Below are 22,049 nucleotides of genomic sequence, written 5' to 3' on the forward strand. Positions count from 1 at the left end.
CATTCAAACGCCCACGCTTATCGGCTGTATATTTTTAAGGATCAGCTCAGCGCCTTTTACTTCGCTTTGCTTGACTCGCTGTGATCAGCGAAGCCTTGTATTCTAGCATGCTTTTTAAAGCTGAAGATTAAATTTCTTTTTTCTTCCCTGCCGCAGAGTACCACCTACTCGGTAGTATTCATCAGCGCAGCCTTAAAGTATATACCGGATTTTAGCGAGAGCTACGCCTTCTGCACATTTACTTACTTGCTTACGAAAAGGTACCCGCGTCGCCAAATGTATCTAGGACGCGGCCAAAGGCCTAGCACCCGCGCCCGCCCATGTTGAGTTGCCCCCCCGATGGATGGGACAGCTACCTACGCATGCACGCACAAGGACACACTTCAAGGCAGGATAATCGCCACAACATGGCACTCATTACCCTACTCGACGCCCAACTGGCTTTTGGTCACGTCGCATTGCTCGACAAAGCCGCTTTTTCACTTGAAACTACGGAGCGTGTAGGCCTCATTGGCCGCAACGGGGCTGGCAAGTCATCCATGCTCAAGATCCTGGGAGGGCTGGAAAAGCCTGACGACGGAGCCATGCACGTGCAGCAAGGCTTACGCATAGCCTACGTGGCCCAGGAACCTGCACTAGACCCGGATGTCACCATCTTCAAAGCCGCCAGCGTAGGCCTTGCCGCCGTCATTGAAGCCCGGGATTTGTATCTTTCCGGCGCCGACGGGGTAGACCTAGACGCATTGCAATCTCAAATTGAAGCCTTCGATGCGTGGAATTGGGAGCAGCGCGTAGAGGAAACTCTGCACCGCCTACATCTAGACCCCGAGGCCATCGTCGGAACTCTGTCTGGCGGCACCAAGAAGCGCGTGGCATTGGCGCAAGCATTGGTAGCCAAGCCCGACGTGCTGCTACTTGACGAGCCAACCAACCACCTGGATCTGGACTCTATCGAGTGGCTAGAGGACCTGCTGATCGACTTCAAAGGAAGCCTGATCACAATCACCCATGACCGCAGCTTCCTGAACCGCGTTGCGACCCGCATTGTGGAACTTGACCGTGGCAAGCTTGGCTCCTACCCTGGCAACTTCGAACAGTATGTGCTGCAGAAGGAGGAGCAGCTGGCACAGGAGGCCGTTATCAGCGCCAAGGCCGACAAGCTACTGGCACAAGAGGAAATCTGGATACGCAAGGGCGTGGAAGCGCGTCGCACCCGCAGCCAAAGCCGCATCAGCCGCTTGGAAGCGCTGCGCAGCAGCCGCGTCGCACGCCGAGACGCACAAGGAAGCGTGAATCTGGATGTGGCGTCTGGCCAGTCCAGTGGCAAGATCGTGGCGGAGCTAACCGATGTCAGCAAATCCTTCGGCGACAAGGTCATCGTCAAGGGCTTCAGCGACGTCATTTTGCGAGGCGACAAGGTCGGCCTGCTCGGAGCCAACGGCGCCGGCAAAAGCACTTTGCTCAAGCTCATTTTGGGCGAAATCCAACCCGACAGCGGCAAGGTCCGCCAAGGGGCCAATTTACAGGTCGCATACTTCGACCAGATGCGCAACGCACTGGATCTGGACGCCACACTGGAGGACTTCATCAGTCCAGGCAGCGAATGGATCGAGATCGGCAACCAGCGCAAACACGTGAAAAGCTATCTGAGTGACTTCCTGTTCTCGGCGGCGCGCGCCAATTCGCCAGTCCGCTCTCTGTCTGGGGGCGAACGCAACCGTTTGCTACTGGCCCGTTTGTTCGCCCGCCCCGCCAACGTGTTGGTGCTGGACGAACCGACCAACGACCTGGACATCGACACCCTGGAACTGCTGGAAGACCTGCTGCAAAACTACGACGGCACGGTTTTCCTGGTCAGCCATGACCGGGCATTCCTGGACAACGTGGTCACCAGCATCATTGCACATGAGCCAGAAGAGCGTCCTGGCTTCTGGCGTGAATACGAAGGCAGCGTGCAAGACTGGTTGATCCAGAGCAAGCGCGCCAAAATGATTGCGGAAACCAATAGAAAAAATACGCCACAGCGCTCACCAAATCAACAGCTTCCGCTATCAAATGCAGAGCAAAAATCGACAACTATGACGTCAACGGCCGGCAAAGCCCGCAAGCTCAGTTTCAAGGAACAACGTGAACTGGATGGCTTGCCCGCACAGATTAGCCAGTTAGAACAGGAGCAGGCCACCATCAACGCGGAGTTGGCCGACGGCAGCATCTACTCCACAGACGCCACCAAGGCTGCCGCCTTGGCTCAACGCAATGCAGAGATCGATGAATTACTACTAGCTGCACTAGAACGCTGGGAGATGCTCAGCAGCTGATTGCTACAGTAGTGATAGCTGCATGCGCAGCTAATTCCTGCGCCAGAGGCAGATTTCTTCAGCCATCTGGCGCTGCGTTTACTACCGTTAAATGCGGTTATGCAGACGGTCGCCACCAGCCCCAAGCTTGGTCAGCAAAGCAGGCGCAATTTTGTCTAACGGCAAAACTTCATCCGCGGCGCCATGGGCAATGGCCTCGCGCGGCATGCCAAACACCACGCAGCTGGCCTCGTCTTGCACGTAGTTGTAGCTACCTTTGTCGTGCATTTCACGCATGGCGCGCGCGCCATCGTTGCCCATGCCCGTGAGCATGATGCCGTAAGCATTCCGGCCGACCATCTCGGCGCACGAAAGAAACAAGACCTCCACCGATGGACGGTGTCGGTTGACGGGCTCGCCATCCTCCACCACGGCCACATAGTTAGCCCCGCTGCGCCCCACCCGGAATTGCTTTCCGCCCGGCGCAATGTAGGCATGGCCGGGCAGTATGCGTTCGCCCTGCGCCGCTTCTTTGACCGTGATCTGGCACAAGCTGTTTAAACGAGCCGCAAAGCTGGTCGTGAAACCAGGCGGCATATGCTGGGTAATCACAATAGCTGGCGCATCTGCCGGCATGCGCACCAAAATTTCCTTGATCGCCTCGGTGCCACCGGTGGAAGCCCCGATACAGATCATTTTCTCTGTAGACAATCGCCCGATCAAAGTATTGGAAGGGCGCGCTACTGGCGTGGGTGCCGCGCCAATTTGCTCACCCAGTGCTAGCGCCGGGGGGCGGCGGAACTGGGCCACCGATGCGACACGCACCTTGTCCACGATTTCTGCAGCCAGATCCTTCAATCCATTAGCCAAACCGATACGCGGTTTGGCAACAAAGTCCACAGCCCCCAACTCTAGGGCGCGCATGGTAACTTCAGCCCCCTGGGCGGTCATTGTCGAAATCATCACCACGGGCATGGGGCGCAGGCGCATCAGACGGCCCAAGAAATCGATACCGTCCATGCGCGGCATTTCCACGTCCAAGGTAATCACATCGGGATCCAGGCTGCGGATCATTTCACGCGCAATCAAAGGGTCGTTAGCCGCACCTACGCACTCCATATCAGCTTGGCGGTTGATGATTTCTGTCAACAAACTACGCACCAAAGCCGAATCGTCCACTACCAACACACGGATCTTCTTCATCACCCCACCTGACTAAAACAAATCGACCGATCCACCCGAAGTGGACTTCACCACCGTAGCCACATTACCACGCCGCTCCGTCACCGCCTGGTCTGGATGTGCATGGGCCAGACGCTTCACCATAGCCTTACCCGTCACGGGGAAAAAGCATACTTTACGCGGATAAATATCCAACACATCTTGCGACAGCAACGGAATACGCTCCGTCTGCAAGTAGTCAATTACAAACTGCGTATTGCGCTCACCCACATTCATGGTGGTGAAATTGGACATCACCTGGCCGCCACCAAAAATCTTGGCCTGCATGGTTTCCCGACGAGCACCGCTCTTGAGCATCTCATTGATAAGCAGCTCCATGGCGTAGGAACCATAGCGTCCCGCACCCGAGCCATCATCGCCATCAGGCAACATGAAATGGTTCATCCCACCTACCTGAGCCCGGCTGTCCCACAAACATGCTGCAATACAAGACCCCAGCACCGTCATGATGACTAGGCTCTCATCTGACACAAAGTACTCACCAGGAAGTACCTTGACCGCGTTGAACTGGAAATGGTGATCTGCGTAGAAAAAAGAAGCTTCGCCCGGCTTACGAGGACGGCTCTTCAACTGCTCAAGCGTGCAGTCACGTTCGCCCAACGGCCTGCCGCCGGGCAATGCCCCCACCCGCGCAGCACGACGACGATCAGCATCTGGTCCAATGGGAAACTCACCCGCCGCCATGCGCTGGGCGAGAGTAGGGCCCGCAGTTCTAGGAATATCCATAGTCGTCAATCATCCAACGCAATAGAGCCTATCGCCTGCATACCAAGCCACGAACCACCACAGCAAAAAAACATTCAGCAGCGTTCATAGCACGTCTTCCCACGCAATATGAACAGGTCCCGAGATTCACTGAAATTTTCCGCATGACCCACAAACAACATACCACCGGGCTTCATGACGCGATGAATGCGCTCTAGCACAGCACGCTGGGTTGCGGCATCGAAATAAATCATGACATTGCGACAGAAGACAACGTCAAATGGATCCCGGAACGGCCAGTCGTTACGAATTAAATTGATACTCAGAAAATCAATCATGCGACGCAGTTCGGGCTTGATACGCACCAAACCAGCGTTTTCGCCCTTGCCCCGCAACAAGAATTTTTGCATCCGAGCCTGGTCCAACCCCTTGAGATTGTCCAAGCGGTAAATGCCTTGCGCAGCCGACGCCAACACCTTGGAATCAATGTCACTGGCCGCCAACTTGAATGCAGCACCAGCCCCCAAGGACTCCATCGCTGTCATGACGATCGAGTACGGCTCTTCACCCGTAGAGGATGCGCTGCACCAAACGTTCCAAGGGGTAGCTGCGGGCCGAGACTTCAGCAAAGCAGCAAGCATTTCAAAATGGTGCTGCTCGCGAAAAAAAGCGGTCAGATTAGTGGTGAGGGCATTCACAAACTCTTGCCACTCTGGGCCATCGGAGCGCTCAAGCCACCCCAAGTATTCATGGAAACTAGCGTGCCCCGTTTCACGCAACCTGCGCGACAAGCGGCTGTACACCATGGCATGCTTGCCATCGTGCAATTTGATACCCGCATGCTTGTATATCAGCGACTGGACGCGCTCGAAATCAGCGTCCGTCCAAATGAACTCCCGGCCCTCGGCAACAGGACCGTTATTGGCTGCAGCAGGTGAATAGCTCTGAAGCATGGAGAAGCACGGTTCAGTCGGCAGACAAAGCCATATCGGCGCCCGACATTAGCCGCTCAATATCCAACAAAATCAGCATCCGCTCATTTACCGAGCCCAATCCCAGTATGCAGCCGTTGTCAATGATGCTTTCGATATCTGGCGCAGCCTTGATGCTGTCAGCGGCAAGCTCGAGCACGTCACTTACCGAATCCACGACAATGCCCACGATGCGGCTACGCAGATTCAAAATGATGACGACAGTAAAGCTGTTGTACTCGGCCTCTGAGCAGTTGAACTTGAGCCGCATGTCCACGATAGGCACGATCGTGCCACGCAAATTAACCACCCCCTTGATGAAGGTTGGAGCATTGGCGATACGCGTAGGGGGCTCGTATCCACGAATTTCCTGCACCTTGAGAATGTCGATGCCGTACTCCTCCTGGCTCAACCTAAAAGTCAAATACTCCCGTGCAGCAGTAGTCAAATCATCTGCTCGTTCCATTGCACCCATATCTCTCTCCTTCAAGGTCTAACAGTTTGCGCTGACGCTACAGCATCAATGGCGCGAGCGGCGCACCAACGCACCAATATCCAGAATCAATGCCACTTTACCGTCGCCCATGATGGTGGCGCCAGACACATTAGAGACTTTGCGATAGTTGGACTCAAGGTTCTTCACCACAACCTGGTGCTGCCCCAGCAACTCGTTCACCAGCAGGGCCACACGGCTACCTTCTGACTCCACAACCACCATGATGTTGTTGGCCTTGTCTGCGTCAAGGATAGGCACTTGGAAAATCTTTTCCAGGGCGATCACGGGCATGTATTCCTCGCGAACCTTCACCAGCTGCGAACCCTGTGCAACCGTACTAACAGACTCATCATTGACCTGGAAAGACTCCACCACAGACGACAAGGGTAGTATGTAGACCTCATCCCCCACGCTGACCGACATACCATCCATGATGGCCAGCGTCAACGGAAGGCGTACAGACACCTTCATGCCAAAACCTTCGCTGGAATCAATATCAACCGTTCCGTTGAGCGAGGCAATATTGCGCTTGACGACGTCCATGCCGACGCCACGCCCGGACACATCTGTCACGACATCGGCAGTAGAAAAACCTGGGGCAAAAATCAGCTGCCACACTTCTGAATCAGACATACCGTCACTGACATCAAGCCCGCGCTCCCGGGCTTTGCGTAAGATTTTCTCGCGCGACATGCCGCGGCCATCGTCTCGGACTTCAATCACGATAGAACCGCCCTGGTGTGCAGCAGACAGCGTGATGGTGCCATTTTCAGATTTGCCTGCCGCAAGGCGATCTTCCGGCATTTCAATCCCATGGTCGCAGCTATTGCGTACCAAATGCGTCAACGGATCGGTAATCTTTTCTACCAAGCCTTTGTCCAACTCTGTAGCTTCACCCTGGGTCACAAAATCCACCTTCTTGCCCAAGCGGTTCGCTAAATCACGCAGCATTCGAGGGAAGCGACTGAAAACTATCGACATCGGAATCATGCGGATAGACATCACTGACTCCTGCAAGTCCCGGGTATTGCGGTCCAGATCCGCAAGACCCGCAAACAGTTGCTGGTGCATGGCGGGGTCCAAACCTTGGCTGTTTTGGGCCAGCATGGCTTGAGTGATAACCAACTCACCCACCAGGTTGATCAATTGATCAACCTTTTTAATATCTACGCGGATAGTGGTGGCCTCAAGAGGCGTCTGGGCGGCCGCTTTAGGCTCAGCTTTGCCAGCCTTGGGTCCATCTACAGAAACGACTACCGCACGCTCCTCCGGGTGACCGGGCGCCCCCACAAAAAAACCGTACTCTTCCTCGCTGGCTGGCGACACTGCGGCACCGGCAGCCTCCGCAACCGAAGGAGCGGCTTCAGCCACAACAGCACTTGCTGCTTCAGCCCGATCACGGATCAGGACTTTTTCTTTGGCAACATGAAACACGAACAAATCGAGTAGATCTGCATCTGTGGACGTAGTTTCAACCGCAAAAACACGGGTGTCAGGCTGGTCGCTCGGCAAACTGGTCACGGAACCCAAGCCTGGAATATCTCTGAACAACTCATGTATTGGATCCGCTTGCTCTGGGCGCTCCAGCGGGCCAATGCGAATTTCCAAGGAGCGGGTTCCTCCGGGTTTATTGCTGGCGATCGGGGCGACCGTCACAGCCGGCACCGCTGGCGCTGGTGCGGCCACTGCAGGAGGCGGAACTTCACCGGCGGCCAATATGCTAATTCGCTTCACCAAAGCAGACGTAGACACGGCAGTCCCCTCGCCGCCCGCCTGGTGCCGCGCCAACAAACTGCGCGATGCATCTGCGGACTCCAGCAAAGCATCGATCATGGGGGGAATCAACTTCAACTCATGGCGCCGCAAGCGGTCGAGCAGAGACTCCATTTGATGGGTTAGCTCGGCTACATCCGAAAATCCAAATGTGGCTGCACCGCCCTTGATGGAGTGGGCGCAACGAAAAATCCCATTAAGCTCTTCATCATCCGTATTAGCCAGGTCCAGATCCAGCAGCATCTGCTCCATTTGATCCAAATTTTCGCCAGCTTCTTCAAAGAAAATTTGATAGAACTGCGTCAGATCAAAATCAGCGCCCGAACTCTCTTGGTGCATCTCAGCCATACAAACTCCTGTGTTGCCTTACCAAACCACCGTTGGTCAGCGAATAACTTTTTGAATTACTTCGATCAGTCGTGTGGGGTCAAAAGGCTTAACAAGCCACCCAGTAGCACCAGCGCTGCGACCAGCCTGCTTCATTTGATCACTCGACTCCGTAGTCAAAATCAGAATGGGGATGGTTTTGAACTTCGGGTGCTCACGCAGTAGCCGGGTAAGGCCTATTCCGTCAAGCCTCGGCATGTTTTGGTCGGCAAGCACCAAATCAATGGTGTGAGACTGGGCTTTTTCGAAAGCATCTTGCCCATCGACAGCCTCAATGACTTGGTAGCCAGCCCCGGTCAAAGTAAATGACACCATCTTTCGCATTGAGGGTGAGTCGTCAACGGCAAGAATCGAATACATGAAAAACTCCAGCTAAAGAAGAGAGTGCTCGTGGATGTTAGGTACAGGGTTTGGACGGCTCAAAAAAGTTCAACAGAGCCCGCGTCCATCTCGCTTTGAGTTACCGGATTAGGGCGATCCGGAGACAACGACTCAAACGGCGCAGCCTCCTCCCCTTCTTCTTGCCCCATTGTTTCCGATGCCAAACGGAAGGCACAGCCTTGCAGCATCAGAGTAGTGTGCACAATCAATTGCGAGGCCATGTCCTGAAACTGCAGTTCAGTTACTGCTGCACGAAGATTGCTCCGGACATCCTCAACCTCAGGGGTGTCTGGCAAAGGTACAGACTGCAAGCCAAGATTCACGCTGTTGAAGCGAGTCATCAGGTTATCCATCGTGTGGCTCAGCAAACCTTCCAGCCGGCTAAGGTCGTGCATAACCACCATCAAAGAATCCTGCAGCTCGGCAACCAGTATTACCGGCAGCTTAACTACAGGTCCTGAAGATATGGAAGGCTCTGTTTGCATGTATTCTCCGTCGCTGCAGGAAAGCCCTTGGACAAATTGCCTCGTTGTAGACGGATAGTAATTCTATTTCACATCCTGTTACCGAAAAATCAGAAAAATCAATCGGAATGGCCCATCTAGAGTGATTACTACCGCGTATTTTTCGCATCACTATCAGTAAAAGTACGGCATGCAAAACATATCCAACGCCTGTCCAATCCAGGTCCTCCACCTGGAAGACTCCTCAGTCGACCATGAACTGGTTGTCATGGCGTTGCGCAGACAAGGCCTAGCATGTGAGGTCACCCGTGTAGAAACACTTGCAGCCTTTGATAGGTTAACGCAAACGTCAACGTTTGACGTCATTTTGGCGGATTACAAATTGCCAGGATTTACCGCCATAGACGCCTGGAACCAGCTTCGGCAGCGACACAGGCCACCGCCCTTCATCCTGCTGTCTGGAGCAATCGGTGAGGCGGCCGCAGTAGATGCCATACGACTAGGATTTAGTGACTACCTTTTAAAGGACGACATCAACAAGCTGGCCCACGTCATGGCCCGCGCCATTGAGGTACGCGAAACGCATATAGCCAAGGAGCATGCAGACTTGGAATTGGCCGCATCAGAACGCAGACTGGGCGAGCTCGCCGAGCACCTGCAATCGTCCATCGAGCAAGAGCGCGCAGCTATTGCGCGTGAAGTACATGATGATATTGGCGGAGCTTTAGCCGCAGTAAAAATGGACTTGGCTTGGCTGGCTCGACACCACAAAGACGCCCCATCCCGAGGACATATTGGCTCAGCACTAGAAATGTTGCAGCACGCTTTGGGTGCCAGCCAACGCATCATGATGAATCTGCGCCCGCCCATTCTCGACCAGGGATTGGTAGCCGCAGTCCAGTGGCTTGCTCACAGCTTCCAGAAACGGACAGGCATTGCGACTTCAATACATGCGACCAGCGACAAGATGCATGTCAACAAAGACATACAACTTGTAGCCTACCGCACAGCGCAGGAAGCTCTTACCAATATCTCCAAGCATGCAGAATGCAGCGCAGTCAGCATAGAGCTGACTGACGAAGAGGGCGTATTGACACTGGAGGTGGCAGACAATGGCAAAGGCCTCAACAAATCCTTCCTGGAAAAGCCCAAAGCATTTGGCCTCCGGGGACTGCATGAAAGAGCCAAAACCGTGGGAGGATGGCTGGACATCAGCAACCGCGGAGGAGTTGGTACGTCGATTATTTTGTCAGTTCCCCTACCTCAAGATACGACAGAAATGCGAGTAGGGAAGCCCCCATGATCCATGTAGTTCTATGCGACGACCACGCTATGGTCCGACGCGGCATACGAGATATGCTGTCCGAATCTGTCGATATCCAGGTCACGGGAGAGGCGGCGAGCTACGCCGAGGTACGTGAACTACTGCGCACCACGGCATGTGATGTGCTTGTACTCGATTTGAATATGCCCGGACGCGGCGGCATGGAGGTGCTGGCCAGCCTGCGCGAAACCGATTCACCCATAAAGGTACTGGTTGTTTCCATGTTCCCCGAAGACCAGTACGCCTTACGCTGCCTGCGCGCCGGTGCGCAAGGCTACTTAAACAAGGCGGGAGACCCGGAAGAGCTAGTGCTGGCAGTTCGAACCATCATGATGGGTCGCAAATATGTAACTCCCGAGGTTTCCCAGATGCTAATTGACAGCCTGTCCAAACCCCTGCTGGAGCTGCCACATGCCGCCCTCTCCGAACGGGAGATGCAGACATTGGTGAAAATTGCCTCAGGCAAACGGTTATCAGATATTGCCGAAGAATTGCTACTGAGCCCCAAAACTGTCAGTGTGTATCGAACCCGCGTCCTGGAAAAACTAAAGCTGGCAAACAACGCAGAGCTCACTGTTTACGCAATTCGCAACAATCTAGTTTAGTAGTGCCCCCAACTGACTGTCATTTGGCGGTGAACAAGTCGATGGCCTTTTCCATCAACGCCATAACAGGTTGGTCCAACATGGGCAAAGTAATAGTGACGCCCACCAGCCCCATAGTCAACGTGACTGGGAAACCTATGGAATAGATGTTCATCTGCGGCGCGACACGGGAAATGACTCCCATGGCCAAGTTGACAAACAGCAGCATACCTATCATGGGTAGAGCAATCCACAGGGCACTCGAAAACAAGCCGGATCCCAGCGCGTACAGCTTAATGTGCTGCAGGGTGTCAAAAAAATTGCCATCCACCGGGAAGCGCTCAAAGCTCTTGATCACCGCCATCAAGACGATCAAGTGCCCATTCATAACCACAAACAACAAAGTCGACATGTGCCCCATGAAACGGGACACAGCGCTGACCTGGGCATTGCTGGAAGGATCAAAAAATGAAGCGAAATTCAAACCCATTTGCAAGCCTACCAACTCCCCGGCCAGCTCCACCGAAGTAAACACCAACCGCACCGCAAAACCAATCGACAAACCCACGCCAACCTGCTGCACCACGGCACCCAAGGCCTGTGGACTATTCAAGCTCACCAACGGTTGGCCTGCCAACCCGGCTTGCGCGGCGAAGGCCACAAAAAATGCCAAGCCGATTTTTACCCGCTGGGGAATGGAACGAATTGAGAAAACCGGCGCGACACTGAACAGAGCCAGAACTCGCAGGAAGGGCCATACGATGGGCGACAGCCAAGCCGCAAGCTGCGCTTCAGTAAACGTGATCACCGGAACAACCCCAGCTTACAAAACCAGCGTCGGAATGGACTCAATTGTCCTGCGGATGTAATCCACCAAGGTCGTCAACATCCATGGCCCAGCAATGGCAAAGGTCAACATCGCAGCAATCAGCTTAGGGACAAACGACAAGGTTGCCTCGTGAATCTGCGTAATCGCCTGAAAGATGCTGACCACCAAGCCGACGACCAGAACCACAGCCAGAACCGGTGACGACACCAACAATAGCAGCCACAAGGCTTCTTGCCCCATGGTCAGCACCATTTGAGAGTTCATAGAGACCTTAGGTTACTGCACAAAACTGGCCGCCAAAGAGCCAATCAACAAGTTCCACCCATCGGCCAGCACAAACAGCATCAACTTGAAGGGCAATGCCACCAATACAGGGGAAAGCATCATCATCCCCAATGACATTAATACACTGGCCACAACAATATCAATCACCAGGAACGGTATGAAAATCATGAAACCGATCTGAAATGCGGACTTCAGCTCGCTGGTAACAAATGCGGGCACCAAAACACGTAGTGGTGCAGTTTCAGAGGTGACGCTTGGTGCGAGACGGGCGAGCTTGGCGAACAAAGCGAAATCTGACTGTCGTGTTTGCTTCAACATGAACTGACGTACAGGCGCCTCGCCCTTGTCTAGGGCTTGCTCAAACGTGAGTGCATTGGTTGTGTATGGCAGGTACGCATCTTGGTAGACGCGGTCAAATGTCGGCCCCATAACGAAGAATGTCAAAAACAAAGACAAGCCCACCACAATCTGATTAGGGGGAGTGGACTGCGTACCCAAGGCCTGTCGCAACAATGACAACACGATAACAATACGCGTGAAGCCGGTCATCATGAGCAAAATGGCGGGCAAAAAAGACAGCGCAGTAAAGAACAGCAATGTCTGTATCGGCACGGAGTAACTTACACCCTGCCCCGGCGCACCAATCAATAACGGCAAGGTCCCCGCCTGCGCAAATGCCTGCCCCGGCAGCAGGCCGACGCCAAAAAAGCAAGCGCAGAACAACCACAATCGAAACAAGCGCACCTTAAACACCGCCCACGCCCTGGTCATGCAATGAAGACGCCACAGCCGCATAGCTTGGCTGTGACGCCACGAGAGGCGCGCTGTGCAGACAGGTAATATTTTGGGTCGTAACCCCCAGAACCAGCCAAGTCCGCGCATTGTCAGGGCCAACTTCAACAGTAACCACCTTTTGCTGCGGGCCAACAGCTACAACAGACACCAAGCGGGAACCACTCACATTGACGGGTAAACCTCCGCCCACACGCCGCTGCATCCATTTGATCGCCAACGGTACCATTGATAACAAGGCGACAAACAGCACAACTACGAGCAGGGTCTGACCCATCATATGGATTACCCCTTGCTCAAACGCTTCAACCGCTCGGAAGGCGTGACCACATCCGTCAAACGGATGCCGAACTTATCGTTGACCACCACAACCTCGCCTTGCGCAATCAAATAGCCGTTGATCAAAACATCCATGGGTTCCCCCGCAAGCGCATCCAGCTCAACCACAGACCCCTGGGCCAGCTGCAAAATATATTTGATAGGAACCTTGGTGCGCCCCAACTCCACCGACAAGGTCACAGGAATATCCAAGACCATATTAATGTCTTGGGAGGTGCCATCCTTGCCTACTGCGGCGCCTCCGCCAAATAAAGGACCACCTTGGTCATCGCCCTCTACCTTCGTATCCGAGACTTTTTGCTCTTCCAGAGCTTCCGCCCAAGCGGCCATCGGATCGTCGTCTTCTGGTTTTTCATCCGTTGCCATTTAATTCTCCCGGGACATTGCTTTCGTTACCGCGTAAGCACTCTTCAATACGGATCGCGTACTTTGAATTGTGCGTTCCATACTGGCACTCAAATATAGGTACGCCGCCAATGGAGGCCCGAATCCGCGGCTCTCGCTCCAGCTCGATGAAGTCTCCCGGCTTCATACTCAGCAGTTGCTCCACAGTTGCCTCCGCCTGAGCCAGCTCGGCCACCAGAGTCACTTCGGCGGCCTGAATCTCCCGGCTCAGCAAGGTTATCCAGCGACGGTCCACCTCGACGGAGTCACCCTGGGTAGACGAATACAACACATCGCGTATCGGCTCCAGTGTGGAATACGGCATGCAAATATGAATAGCGCCGGCGATGTCTCCAATTTCCAGCTGGAACACCGTGGAAACCACAATTTCACTAGGTGTCGCAATATTGGCAAACTGAGGCTGCATCTCCGAGCGCTGATAGTCAAGTTCCAGCGGATATATGCCGTGCCAGGCTTTCTTGTACTCGGCGCAGATCACATCAACCAAGCGGTTGATCACACGCTGTTCAGTCATGGAAAATTCACGCCCCTCGATGCGGGTCTGGAATTTACCGACGCCACCATACAAGGTGTCGATGACACCAAAGACCAAAGACGGCTCGCACACAATCAGGCCACTGCCGCGCAACGGGCGAATGGCCATGATATTGAAATTGGTTGGCACCGCCAACTCACGCAGAAAAGCGCTATAACGCCGAACCGACACGGTACCAACGGACACCTCGGGGCTCCTGCGGATGAAGTTGAACAAACCAATGCGAAAGTTTCGAGCGAAGCGCTCATTGACCACTTCCATGGTGGGCATCCGACCACGGACAATTCGCTCCTGGCTGGAGATATCGTAGTTGCGAATCTCCCCAGTCTCGAAAACCTCTTCAGCCGCTTTTTGACTTTCGCCGGTCACCCCTTCCAGCAGGGCATCAACCTCTTCTTGCGATAAGAATGATTCACTCATGAAGTGACTCCGTGGTCAGCCATCATTGGATGATAAAACTCGAAAAAAGAATACTCTGTATGGGATTGGCCGGTGCGGCGCGCTTCTTTTTGGAGGTCTTCTTCTTTGGGGCATCAGCCGCGGCCTCTTCAGCATCTACGTCTTCAACCTCATAACCAAGTGGAGTAGAAACCTCGCGCAATATGTCTCGCGCCAGCTTCTCTTTGCCTTCTTTACTCAACAGCTCGTCCGATGTTCGCTGCGAAATAAGTAACAAAATTGCACTGCGTATGCTTGGCAAATAAGCTTTCACAGCATCCGACACATGCTGATCATCCACTCCGATCGTGACACCGATCTGGGCAAACTTCTCACCGCCAGGATCAGCCAAATTCACAACCATATTGTCCATGGGCAGAAATACGGGTGGCGCCCCATGCTTGGCCTCGGCGTGCGCCGCAGGCGCAGCTTCCTCACCATCTTCTGCAGTCGCAGAATGGCGTAAAAAGAAAAACCAACCGCCACCCGCCAAGACCAAGATCAACACAACCGCCACAATGATGACGATCATTTTTTTACCCTTGGGCTTGGGCGCAGTTGCATCAGCGGCAGCAGGTGCAGACACAATAATTCCTTCCAGATAGGATCAACATCGATTGATCCTCAACATCAATTCAATCGTATGGGCCCATTATTGAGCCACACAAAATATGCGATAGCCAGATAAGCGCCGAAAAACAGCTGCAATCGTATCGCTACCGGCCCATAGGCCTGCGCTAGACAAAAAGATCGACAGCGCGCCCCGAGGCCCTGGGTAGGGCAACAGGTCTGACCACAACCTCTTCACGCGCCTGTCGCGTATTGCGTTGTGCAGTTTCTGACGGCGCTCTACGCTCGCGGGCACCTGAGTTTTCTGCGCCGGATGAGCCGACCGACATTCCCGAAAGCACCATACCCTCGCTTTGCAACAGGTCCTTCAGATGCCCGGATGCACCAGTTAAAAAATCACGGGTTTCAGCTTGGTCCGAACGGAAAGCAACGTGGGCCTCGTTGCCAGACAAAGAAATATGGACCTCCACAGGTTGAGAGTCCATCCCATTGAACGTCAGCTCCGCATTCTGCACCCCTTGTGAAATCCAATAGCTGACCTGGTCCGCAACGGCCCTCTCCGGACTCGCCTGAGATAGATCCACAGATTTGGATGTGCTCTCAAACTGAACGGTTGGGGTGAAATGCTGCGGGGCATGCATCCCCTCTGAGGACTTGCCCGCTTCACCGATCTTCGTATCCACCGAGGCAAGCTTCAGCGCCTCAGTGGCGTCCGTAACGGCCTGCATTGCAGAAGGCTCAGCAACAGGCAACACGAAAGCACCGCTCCCCAGACTACTCAAACGATCTGACCGGGCATCCGCAGCCGCAGTACCCAGCGTGGGTTTTGCCCCCCCTTTTAAACCAACCTCAGCGCCCGGCTGGGCAGACTGCGCCAATTCGACGGACGATGAATCCCTCTTCGCCATGCGACTCTGGATCTGCTCGAATACCGACGCATAGTTGGCCAAACCGACAGAATTGGCCCGCGCATCCACAGCCAAAGCCTGCGAACGCACATCTGCCGCAGCGGTCGCAGCCCCCCCCCCAGCATTCGCGACCAAGGCGAGCGACTCTGCAGCCATGCCATCCTGCGTTACGGCAGCATCGACGGGGGCAGCGTTGGTAGGCGGCACTGTTGGCTGGATGAAGCTGGCAATCACCATGGCCGCGTCAGGCGCAGCACCGTCGGCCATGATTTTTTTGCTAGGCAGCTTTTTGGCTGCCTTTTTATCACCGACCGAGTCCGCGTCTTTTGCGCCCTCGGTCTGTGACGCCTGATCCGAAGGTGCATCATCTTCGCCAGCATCCAGGCCATTCATGACGTCAGAGAACCCTTTGGGCTCCTTCTCCGGCGCGGTGGATTTTGCTGCGCCGGGCACAGCCTCGGCAACCCTGGGCACCGGAATTGCTGAAACGCTTTCAATGCTCATAAAGTTACCTCGCCAAACTGTTGATCTACCGATTTTCCAAAGCGCTGCGCAGCAAACTCATCGGTTTGCTTTTGCTCACGACGGCTCTGCGCACGATCCACCTCTTGCTGCTTTTTAAGACATATCTGCTTCAGCGTCGCCAAACGTATTTCAGCTTCAGCCAACTGCTTTTTTACGACATCAACGCGCCGAGCCTCCTCGGCCAGCATGCCTCGCTGCATTTGCATGGCTTGTTCCAGCCGCTCCATGAACTGGTAGTGGTGACGCATCAACTCAGGTACAGCACAAGTCTGCGCTTGCGTCATCCAGCGGTCTTCCGTCTCCTTGGCGTAGGTTTCCAGTTGATGCAACTGATCGCGGGCCGCAATATAGCGTTGCTGCGCATGCCCAACCGCCTGACTTGCAGCATCTCGCTTAGTGCTGGCAACATTCACCGCCACGGCCAAGGTCTTTAGCAACGTCATCGAGCGGCCGCCTGGCGCGCAATGGCGCGATCCATACCCTGCACGCTTTGCTCCAGCGTACTGGAGGCATACATACCTTGCTGCAAGAACTCCGTCATACCCTCGTTCAAACGGATAGCCTCGTCCAAACCAGGATCCGAACCCATGGCATAGGCACCAATTTGCAGAAGATCTCGCCCCTTCTGATACCGCGAATTAATGACACGAAAACGCCTTGCCAACTCAAAATGCTCAGGTGTCACCACGTTGTGCATGACACGAGATGCAGACTGCTCGATGTCAATCGCAGGGAAGTGTCCCGCCTCGGCCAAGGATCGTGACAGCACGATATGGCCGTCCAAAATAGCGCGGGCAGCATCGGCAATCGGATCCTGCTGGTCATCACCTTCCGACAATACGGTGTAGAACGCGGTGATCGACCCCACGCCATTGAGCCCATTCCCGCTGCGTTCGACCAGCTGCGGCAATTTCGCAAAACAAGAAGGCGGGTAACCCTTGGTCGCCGGCGGCTCACCGATCGCCAGGGCAATCTCCCGCTGGGCCATCGCGAACCGGGTCAACGAATCCATCAGCAGCAAAACATGCTGTCCTTGGTCCCGAAAATGCTCCGCCACTGCCGTCGCATAAGCAGCCCCTTGCAAGCGCAGCAAAGGAGGTGCATCTGCAGGTGCCGCGACAACCACGGAGCGCGCTCGACCTTCAGCACCCAGAATGTCCTCGACGAACTCCTTGACTTCACGGCCCCGCTCGCCAATCAGCCCCACCACAATCACGTCCGCCTTGGTGTAGCGCGCCATCATGCCCAGCAAAACGCTTTTGCCCACACCCGAGCCGGCAAACAAGCCGATACGCTGACCACGCCCCACTGTCAGCATGCCATTGATGGCGCGCACACCCGTGTCCAGTGGCTCCCGCACAGGATCTCGGTCCATAGCATTGATGGGCTGGCGGTCTAAGGGTTCCGCTACAACATCCAGAATAGGCCCGCCGTGATCCAACGGCACACCCTGCGCATCGACTACACGCCCCAATAAGCCATCACCCAGCGGCAAGCGCAGCACACCAGCAGCGGCGGCAACCACGTCCCGCGGCGTGTCGCCTAAGCGTGGAATGGAAACATAAGGCGGAGCTGGCACCACGCTAGCACCACTGCACAAACCGTGAACATCTCCCGCAGGCATCAAATAGGCCCGATCATTGGAAAACCCCACCACCTCTACCAACACCGGGGCCACGCCATCCATCACGACATTGCACTGCGAGCCCACCGGAACGCGAATACCTACAGCCTCGAGCACCAAGCCTGCCAATCGAGTCAGTGTGCCCCGAGCCTCCAGCACAGTACCGACTTGGACACGCTGCAATGCATCATCCATGAAACGACTCCAGGCGACCGCATCTTCACGCGCCATCGTCCGGCTCCACCCAAGCAGACGCCAAACCCAATTGGGCTACGGCCCTCTCCCAGCGTTTAGACAAAGTGCCGTCAATCACCATCCCACCAGACTCAATCAGACACCCGCCGCGCCTTACAGAGGGGTCGGTCAGCCAGGTAACTGCAGGCAAGGGTAAGGCTTCTTTCAAAGGGGCCTCCAGCACCGCCCAGTCCTGGGGATTGAGCTTGACCACCGCCTTCTTACCGTCCATGACCAGCATATCTAAAGCTTCACGCACCACAGGAATCAATGCAACAGGATCCAGGCTCAGCTCTCGACGCACCACCTGCCGCGCCAAGCTACAAGCGAGATCCAAAACCTGGCGGGCAATATCTTGCTCTGCTTGTTCGAGCCGCTCCTGCATGGCAGAGAACAACTCCGCCAGCTTCTCTGCAGTCTCCACACCTTGGCTCTGGACAAAATCATCCAGTCTTTGGTTACCTTCGAGGGTAGCCTCCGCATGGCCTTGCGCTAATCCAGCGTCGTGACCTTCGGCCCAGGCGCGGTCAAGGCGCACCTGCTCTGGCTCTTCCGGCTCCGCCAACACGGGCTCTGGCAACTGCTCGATCACCAGCACAGGATCGCCTACTGAACCAAATTGCCATTCCGCGACGGCGCCGATTTCCTCACTGGGAATAAAGCGCGAATGGGTGCGGCTTTTAGACAAAGCTGTCATCGCCGCCCGATCCGATTACAACCTGACCCTCGTCCACCAGACGGCGCACAATTTTGAGCACGTCCTTTTGCTGGGCCTCGACCTCGGACAACCTCATGGGGCCACGCGACTCGAGATCCTCGCGCATGGTTTCTGCCGCGCGGCTCGACATATTGGCCAGTATCTTTTCCTTCAGCTCGGGAGATGCACCCTTCAATGCCACGATCAAAGTCTCGGATGCAACTTCCTTCAGCACTAACTGGATGGACTTGTTGTCCAGCTTGATGACATCGTCGAAGACAAACATCTTGTCCACAATCTTCTGCGCCAGATCAGAGTCAAAGCCCTTGATCGACTCAATGACCGTACCTTCGATATTGGCACCCAGCAAGTTGATGATTTCCGCCGCCGTTTTGACACCGCCGAGGGATGTTTTCCGAATTTTGTCGCCGCCCGCAAGCACCTTGAACAACACTTCGTTCAGATCTTTCAGCGCCGTAGGCTGGATCCCCTCCAGCGTTGCCACCCGGAGCAGCACCTCATTACGCTGCCGTTCGGTCAGTTGCTTCAAAATGGCCGCCGACTGCTCATAGTCCAGATGAACCAAAATGGCTGCCACAATTTGGGGATGCTCATTGCGCAAAAGCTCCGCCACTGACAACGGATCCATCCATTTCAGACTTTCGATGCCCGATACGTCGCCACCCAGCAAGATACGATCAATCAGCAAGGAAGCCTTGTCATCCCCCAAGGCCCGCCGCAGCACGGCCTTGACGTAGTCTCCAGTATCGGTAACCAACAAGCTTTGGGCCGCCGCCGCATTGGTGAAGCGCAACAGCACCTCATCTACCTTGTCGCGCGTGACCGCTTTGGATTTGGCAATGGTTTCCCCCAGCTTTTGTACTTCCTTGGGGGAGAAATGTTTAAAAACCTCGGCCGCCTCCTCTTCACCCAAGGACATCAGGAAAATGGCGGCGTCGGTGAGACCTTGTTCATCCATGGTGGTCCTTCAGTAAATAGCGCTCAAGTGTTGGATTCCCCATTAATCCACCCACGGACAATATTTGCAACCGCAGTGGAGTTCGTTCTAGCCAACTGCCGCGCGTCTTCCAGCCGCACTTGGTGGTCCGTCGGCCCAAGCATGGGCACGCCGCCGGGTCCCATCAACATGGGGCGCTGAGGATCTTCCGCCACCATCGCATCCAACTGTCCGCCAGGACCAGCCAGTACAGGCAAACCATCCGGCCCCACAGCGCCCACCGCCAAAGGCTCTACCTTGGGCGCCATCATGGTTTTCATCCCAGGGCGGACCAAGCCAAACAACACCAGCGCCGCCAAAATCACGGTCCCAATTGGCCAAGCCAGGCTGCGCGCTACTTCCAGTGCCTGCGGCTGCTTCCAGAGAGGCGTGTCATCCACCACTGCACCTTCAACCATGAACGGCGCATTCATAAGATTCACGGAGTCGCCACGGTCCTTGTTGAAGCCAATCGACTCACGCACCAAAGCGGTCATCTGTTCAATCTGCTGATCGCTCAATGCCTTGGAGGTCGGCTTGCCTTTGTCATCCTCTGACGCCATGTGGTTCACCACCACAGCGGCACTCAAACGCTTGATAGAACCAGAGCCACCGCGCACCACGCGTACCGTCTTGTCAACCTCGTAATTGGTGACCGACTCACGCTTGGCTGGAGTTGCATTCGCCCCCGCAGCGCCAGCACCAGCCACCGTCAGAGGCGAAGACGCGCCATTGATCGGAGCCGCAGAGGATGCAGGGGGCTGGTTGGTCGTCGCACCAGGAATGCCCGTTGCCGGATTGCCAGAACCCGCGCCAGCCCCGGACTCAACCACTTGCTGGCTGCGCACCGCGCTGGTGTCAGGTGAAAGATTGGGCTTGTGCATTTCCGCAGTGGATTCAACTTGTGAAAAGTCCACCTCGGCAGTCACCTGGGCTTTGACATTTTGCCGACCCACAATCGGCTCAAGCATATCCAGAATGCGACGGCTGTACTGCTGCTCAATTCTTTGCACATATTGCAACTGCTCCGCATCCGCGCCAGCCGCGCCGTCAGGTGACTGCGATAACAGCTTGCCGGTGTCATCCAGCACACTGACTGCACTGGGCTGCATCTCGGGCACACTGGAAGCAACCAGGTGCACGATGCCCGCCAACTGAGCGCGATCCAGGGTCTGGCCTGGGTTCAGGCTTACCAAAATGGAAGCGGATGGCTTCTGCTGCTCTCTGAAAAAGCCGTTCTGGTTAGGCAGCGCCAGATGCACCCGGGCACTGGACACGGACGACAAGGCCTGGATAGAGCGCGTCAACTCGCCCTCCAAGCCACGCTGAAAGGCCAGCCGCTCTTGAAACTGGGTCATGCCGAAGCGATTCGCTTCCATGATCTCAAAACCTGAGACCGAGGATTTAGGCAAACCCAAGGAAGCCAGGCGCAAACGAGTGTCGTGCACTCGGTCCGCAGGCACCAGGATGGCACCGCCGCCCTCCGTGTACTTGTACGGTACGTTCATCTGGCTCAGTTGAGCCACGATGGCACCGCCATCCTTGTCCGCCAGATTTGTATACAGCACGCGATACTCTTGCCGCCCACTCATAAGAATACCGGCAAGGACCACCAAGACCAGCAGCACCAACCCTGCCCCCAAGCGCAAACGCTGGGTGCGGTCTAGCTTGGCCAGTCTTTCAGCAAATGGCGAAGAGCTAACGGGAATTTCGGCGACTGCAGACATCATGCTTTCCGGGTCGGTATGGCGCGAGCTTGCTCCACGAACTGGGGTGATTATTCTGCCAAGCCCCCAAAACAGCAGCGTGATAAGCCCCTGTTTTGGCCACCATTTCACCCAATGCTATCGCGCTCGCCTGGCTACGATCGCTGCATAGGACCATTACCCTGGAGAAATCGCTATGGATCTCCGCTTGTCACCCATTTCGAGCACCCCGATCCCCCGTGCAGGATCAACCCTCCGCCCCAACCCCACAGCTGCGGGTGGCGTGGAAAGCGCCGGCTTTTCAACCGCCCTCAAAGGCGCGTTGAAAGATGTGAGCAATGCGCAAAATACGGCTACCCAGCTACAGCAAGAGGTTCAAATGGAGAACCCCAATGTGAGCCTGGAAGAAACCATGGTCGCGATCCAGAAAGCGCAAATTGGCTTTCAGGCGACTCTACATGTACGCAACCGCATGGTGCAGGCGTATAGCGACATCATGAATATGCAGGTCTGACACCTGCATAACCGGGGCTCACGGACG

Annotated in this window: 24 protein-coding genes; 4 read left to right on the top strand and 20 right to left on the bottom strand. The window is 55.3% G+C overall.

The features are described from left to right. Positions 1-407: 407 nt before the first annotated feature. On the top strand, positions 408-2,318 hold the full coding sequence (locus AC4BBN_RS06740) for an ATP-binding cassette domain-containing protein (protein WP_490591170.1): 1,911 nt from the start codon (positions 408-410) through the stop codon (positions 2,316-2,318). 87 nt (positions 2,319-2,405) lie between these two features. On the opposite strand, the gene AC4BBN_RS06745 is transcribed toward AC4BBN_RS06740, so the two are convergent. The 7 genes from AC4BBN_RS06745 to AC4BBN_RS06775 form a co-directional block, all read right to left on the bottom strand. Beyond that, a complete protein-coding gene (locus tag AC4BBN_RS06745) occupies positions 2,406-3,503 on the bottom strand; it encodes a protein-glutamate methylesterase/protein-glutamine glutaminase (protein ID WP_490591171.1) in 1,098 nt (365 codons plus the stop codon). 9 nt (positions 3,504-3,512) lie between these two features. Continuing rightward, the gene (cheD, locus tag AC4BBN_RS06750) at positions 3,513-4,223 is read right to left on the bottom strand and encodes a chemoreceptor glutamine deamidase CheD (protein WP_490591402.1); all 711 of its coding nucleotides are present in this window, start codon (positions 4,221-4,223) and stop codon (positions 3,513-3,515) included. A 116-nt stretch (positions 4,224-4,339) separates the two neighbouring features. After that, entirely contained in the window at positions 4,340-5,197 is an 858-nt protein-coding gene (locus tag AC4BBN_RS06755; RefSeq protein ID WP_490591172.1) for a CheR family methyltransferase, read from the bottom strand. A 13-nt stretch (positions 5,198-5,210) separates the two neighbouring features. Then, positions 5,211-5,690, bottom strand: a complete 480-nt coding sequence (locus tag AC4BBN_RS06760; protein WP_490591173.1) for a chemotaxis protein CheW — start codon at positions 5,688-5,690, stop codon at positions 5,211-5,213. A 45-nt stretch (positions 5,691-5,735) separates the two neighbouring features. Further along, a complete protein-coding gene (locus AC4BBN_RS06765; RefSeq protein ID WP_490591174.1) occupies positions 5,736-7,832 on the bottom strand; it encodes a chemotaxis protein CheW in 2,097 nt (698 codons plus the stop codon). 36 nt (positions 7,833-7,868) lie between these two features. Next, positions 7,869-8,231, bottom strand: coding sequence for a response regulator (locus tag AC4BBN_RS06770; protein WP_490591175.1), 363 nt, complete (start codon positions 8,229-8,231; stop codon positions 7,869-7,871). Between the two features lie 59 nt (positions 8,232-8,290). Beyond that, positions 8,291-8,737 (bottom strand): hypothetical protein, encoded by a 447-nt coding sequence (locus AC4BBN_RS06775; RefSeq protein ID WP_490591176.1) that lies wholly within the window; start codon positions 8,735-8,737, stop codon positions 8,291-8,293. Between the two features lie 169 nt (positions 8,738-8,906). On the opposite strand from AC4BBN_RS06775, the gene AC4BBN_RS06780 reads away from it, so the two are divergent. Both AC4BBN_RS06780 and AC4BBN_RS06785 read left to right on the top strand, forming a co-directional pair. Further along, a complete protein-coding gene (locus tag AC4BBN_RS06780; protein ID WP_490591177.1) occupies positions 8,907-10,019 on the top strand; it encodes a sensor histidine kinase in 1,113 nt (370 codons plus the stop codon). Next, positions 10,016-10,645, top strand: coding sequence for a response regulator (locus AC4BBN_RS06785; protein WP_490591178.1), 630 nt, complete (start codon positions 10,016-10,018; stop codon positions 10,643-10,645). Before AC4BBN_RS06780 ends, AC4BBN_RS06785 begins: the two co-directional genes overlap by 4 nt. 19 nt (positions 10,646-10,664) lie before the next feature. Here AC4BBN_RS06785 and fliR read toward each other — a convergent pair whose 3' ends face one another. From fliR to fliF, 13 genes are all read right to left on the bottom strand, one after another. Next, entirely contained in the window at positions 10,665-11,432 is a 768-nt protein-coding gene (gene fliR, locus AC4BBN_RS06790; protein WP_490591179.1) for a flagellar biosynthetic protein FliR, read from the bottom strand. A 15-nt stretch (positions 11,433-11,447) separates the two neighbouring features. Continuing rightward, entirely contained in the window at positions 11,448-11,717 is a 270-nt protein-coding gene (gene fliQ / locus AC4BBN_RS06795; RefSeq protein WP_490591180.1) for a flagellar biosynthesis protein FliQ, read from the bottom strand. Positions 11,718-11,729: 12 nt separating this feature from the next. After that, positions 11,730-12,533 carry a flagellar type III secretion system pore protein FliP gene (gene fliP / locus AC4BBN_RS06800; RefSeq protein WP_490591181.1) on the bottom strand — a complete coding sequence of 268 codons (804 nt, stop codon included), beginning with the start codon at positions 12,531-12,533 and terminating at the stop codon, positions 11,730-11,732. Continuing rightward, the gene (locus AC4BBN_RS06805; protein ID WP_490591182.1) at positions 12,484-12,810 is read right to left on the bottom strand and encodes a flagellar biosynthetic protein FliO; all 327 of its coding nucleotides are present in this window, start codon (positions 12,808-12,810) and stop codon (positions 12,484-12,486) included. Before AC4BBN_RS06805 ends, fliP begins: the two co-directional genes overlap by 50 nt. Positions 12,811-12,815: 5 nt before the next feature. Further along, a complete protein-coding gene (fliN, locus tag AC4BBN_RS06810) occupies positions 12,816-13,235 on the bottom strand; it encodes a flagellar motor switch protein FliN (RefSeq protein ID WP_490591183.1) in 420 nt (139 codons plus the stop codon). Beyond that, positions 13,222-14,229 (bottom strand): flagellar motor switch protein FliM, encoded by a 1,008-nt coding sequence (gene fliM / locus AC4BBN_RS06815; RefSeq protein ID WP_490591184.1) that lies wholly within the window; start codon positions 14,227-14,229, stop codon positions 13,222-13,224. The genes fliN and fliM overlap by 14 nt, the downstream gene beginning before the upstream one ends. Positions 14,230-14,251: 22 nt before the next feature. Beyond that, positions 14,252-14,833, bottom strand: coding sequence for a flagellar basal body-associated FliL family protein (locus AC4BBN_RS06820; RefSeq protein ID WP_490591185.1), 582 nt, complete (start codon positions 14,831-14,833; stop codon positions 14,252-14,254). Between the two features lie 151 nt (positions 14,834-14,984). After that, entirely contained in the window at positions 14,985-16,229 is a 1,245-nt protein-coding gene (locus AC4BBN_RS06825) for a flagellar hook-length control protein FliK (RefSeq protein ID WP_490591186.1), read from the bottom strand. Beyond that, positions 16,226-16,693 carry a flagellar export protein FliJ gene (gene fliJ, locus AC4BBN_RS06830; protein ID WP_490591187.1) on the bottom strand — a complete coding sequence of 156 codons (468 nt, stop codon included), beginning with the start codon at positions 16,691-16,693 and terminating at the stop codon, positions 16,226-16,228. The genes AC4BBN_RS06825 and fliJ overlap by 4 nt, the downstream gene beginning before the upstream one ends. Beyond that, entirely contained in the window at positions 16,690-18,069 is a 1,380-nt protein-coding gene (gene fliI / locus AC4BBN_RS06835) for a flagellar protein export ATPase FliI (protein WP_490591188.1), read from the bottom strand. Before fliI ends, fliJ begins: the two co-directional genes overlap by 4 nt. Positions 18,070-18,094: 25 nt before the next feature. Further along, the gene (locus AC4BBN_RS06840; protein WP_490591189.1) at positions 18,095-18,805 is read right to left on the bottom strand and encodes a FliH/SctL family protein; all 711 of its coding nucleotides are present in this window, start codon (positions 18,803-18,805) and stop codon (positions 18,095-18,097) included. Next, on the bottom strand, positions 18,789-19,784 hold the full coding sequence (gene fliG / locus AC4BBN_RS06845; RefSeq protein WP_490591190.1) for a flagellar motor switch protein FliG: 996 nt from the start codon (positions 19,782-19,784) through the stop codon (positions 18,789-18,791). Before fliG ends, AC4BBN_RS06840 begins: the two co-directional genes overlap by 17 nt. A gap of 23 nt (positions 19,785-19,807) precedes the next feature. Further along, complete coding sequence (fliF, locus tag AC4BBN_RS06850) at positions 19,808-21,529, bottom strand: flagellar basal-body MS-ring/collar protein FliF (RefSeq protein WP_490591403.1); 1,722 nt, start codon at positions 21,527-21,529, stop codon at positions 19,808-19,810. Between the two features lie 175 nt (positions 21,530-21,704). Here fliF and fliE point away from each other — a divergent pair, with 175 nt between their 5' ends. Next, positions 21,705-22,022, top strand: coding sequence for a flagellar hook-basal body complex protein FliE (gene fliE / locus AC4BBN_RS06855; protein ID WP_490591191.1), 318 nt, complete (start codon positions 21,705-21,707; stop codon positions 22,020-22,022). Positions 22,023-22,049 lie beyond the last annotated feature (27 nt).

The organism is Rhodoferax sp. SPJ21, from assembly GCF_058216335.1.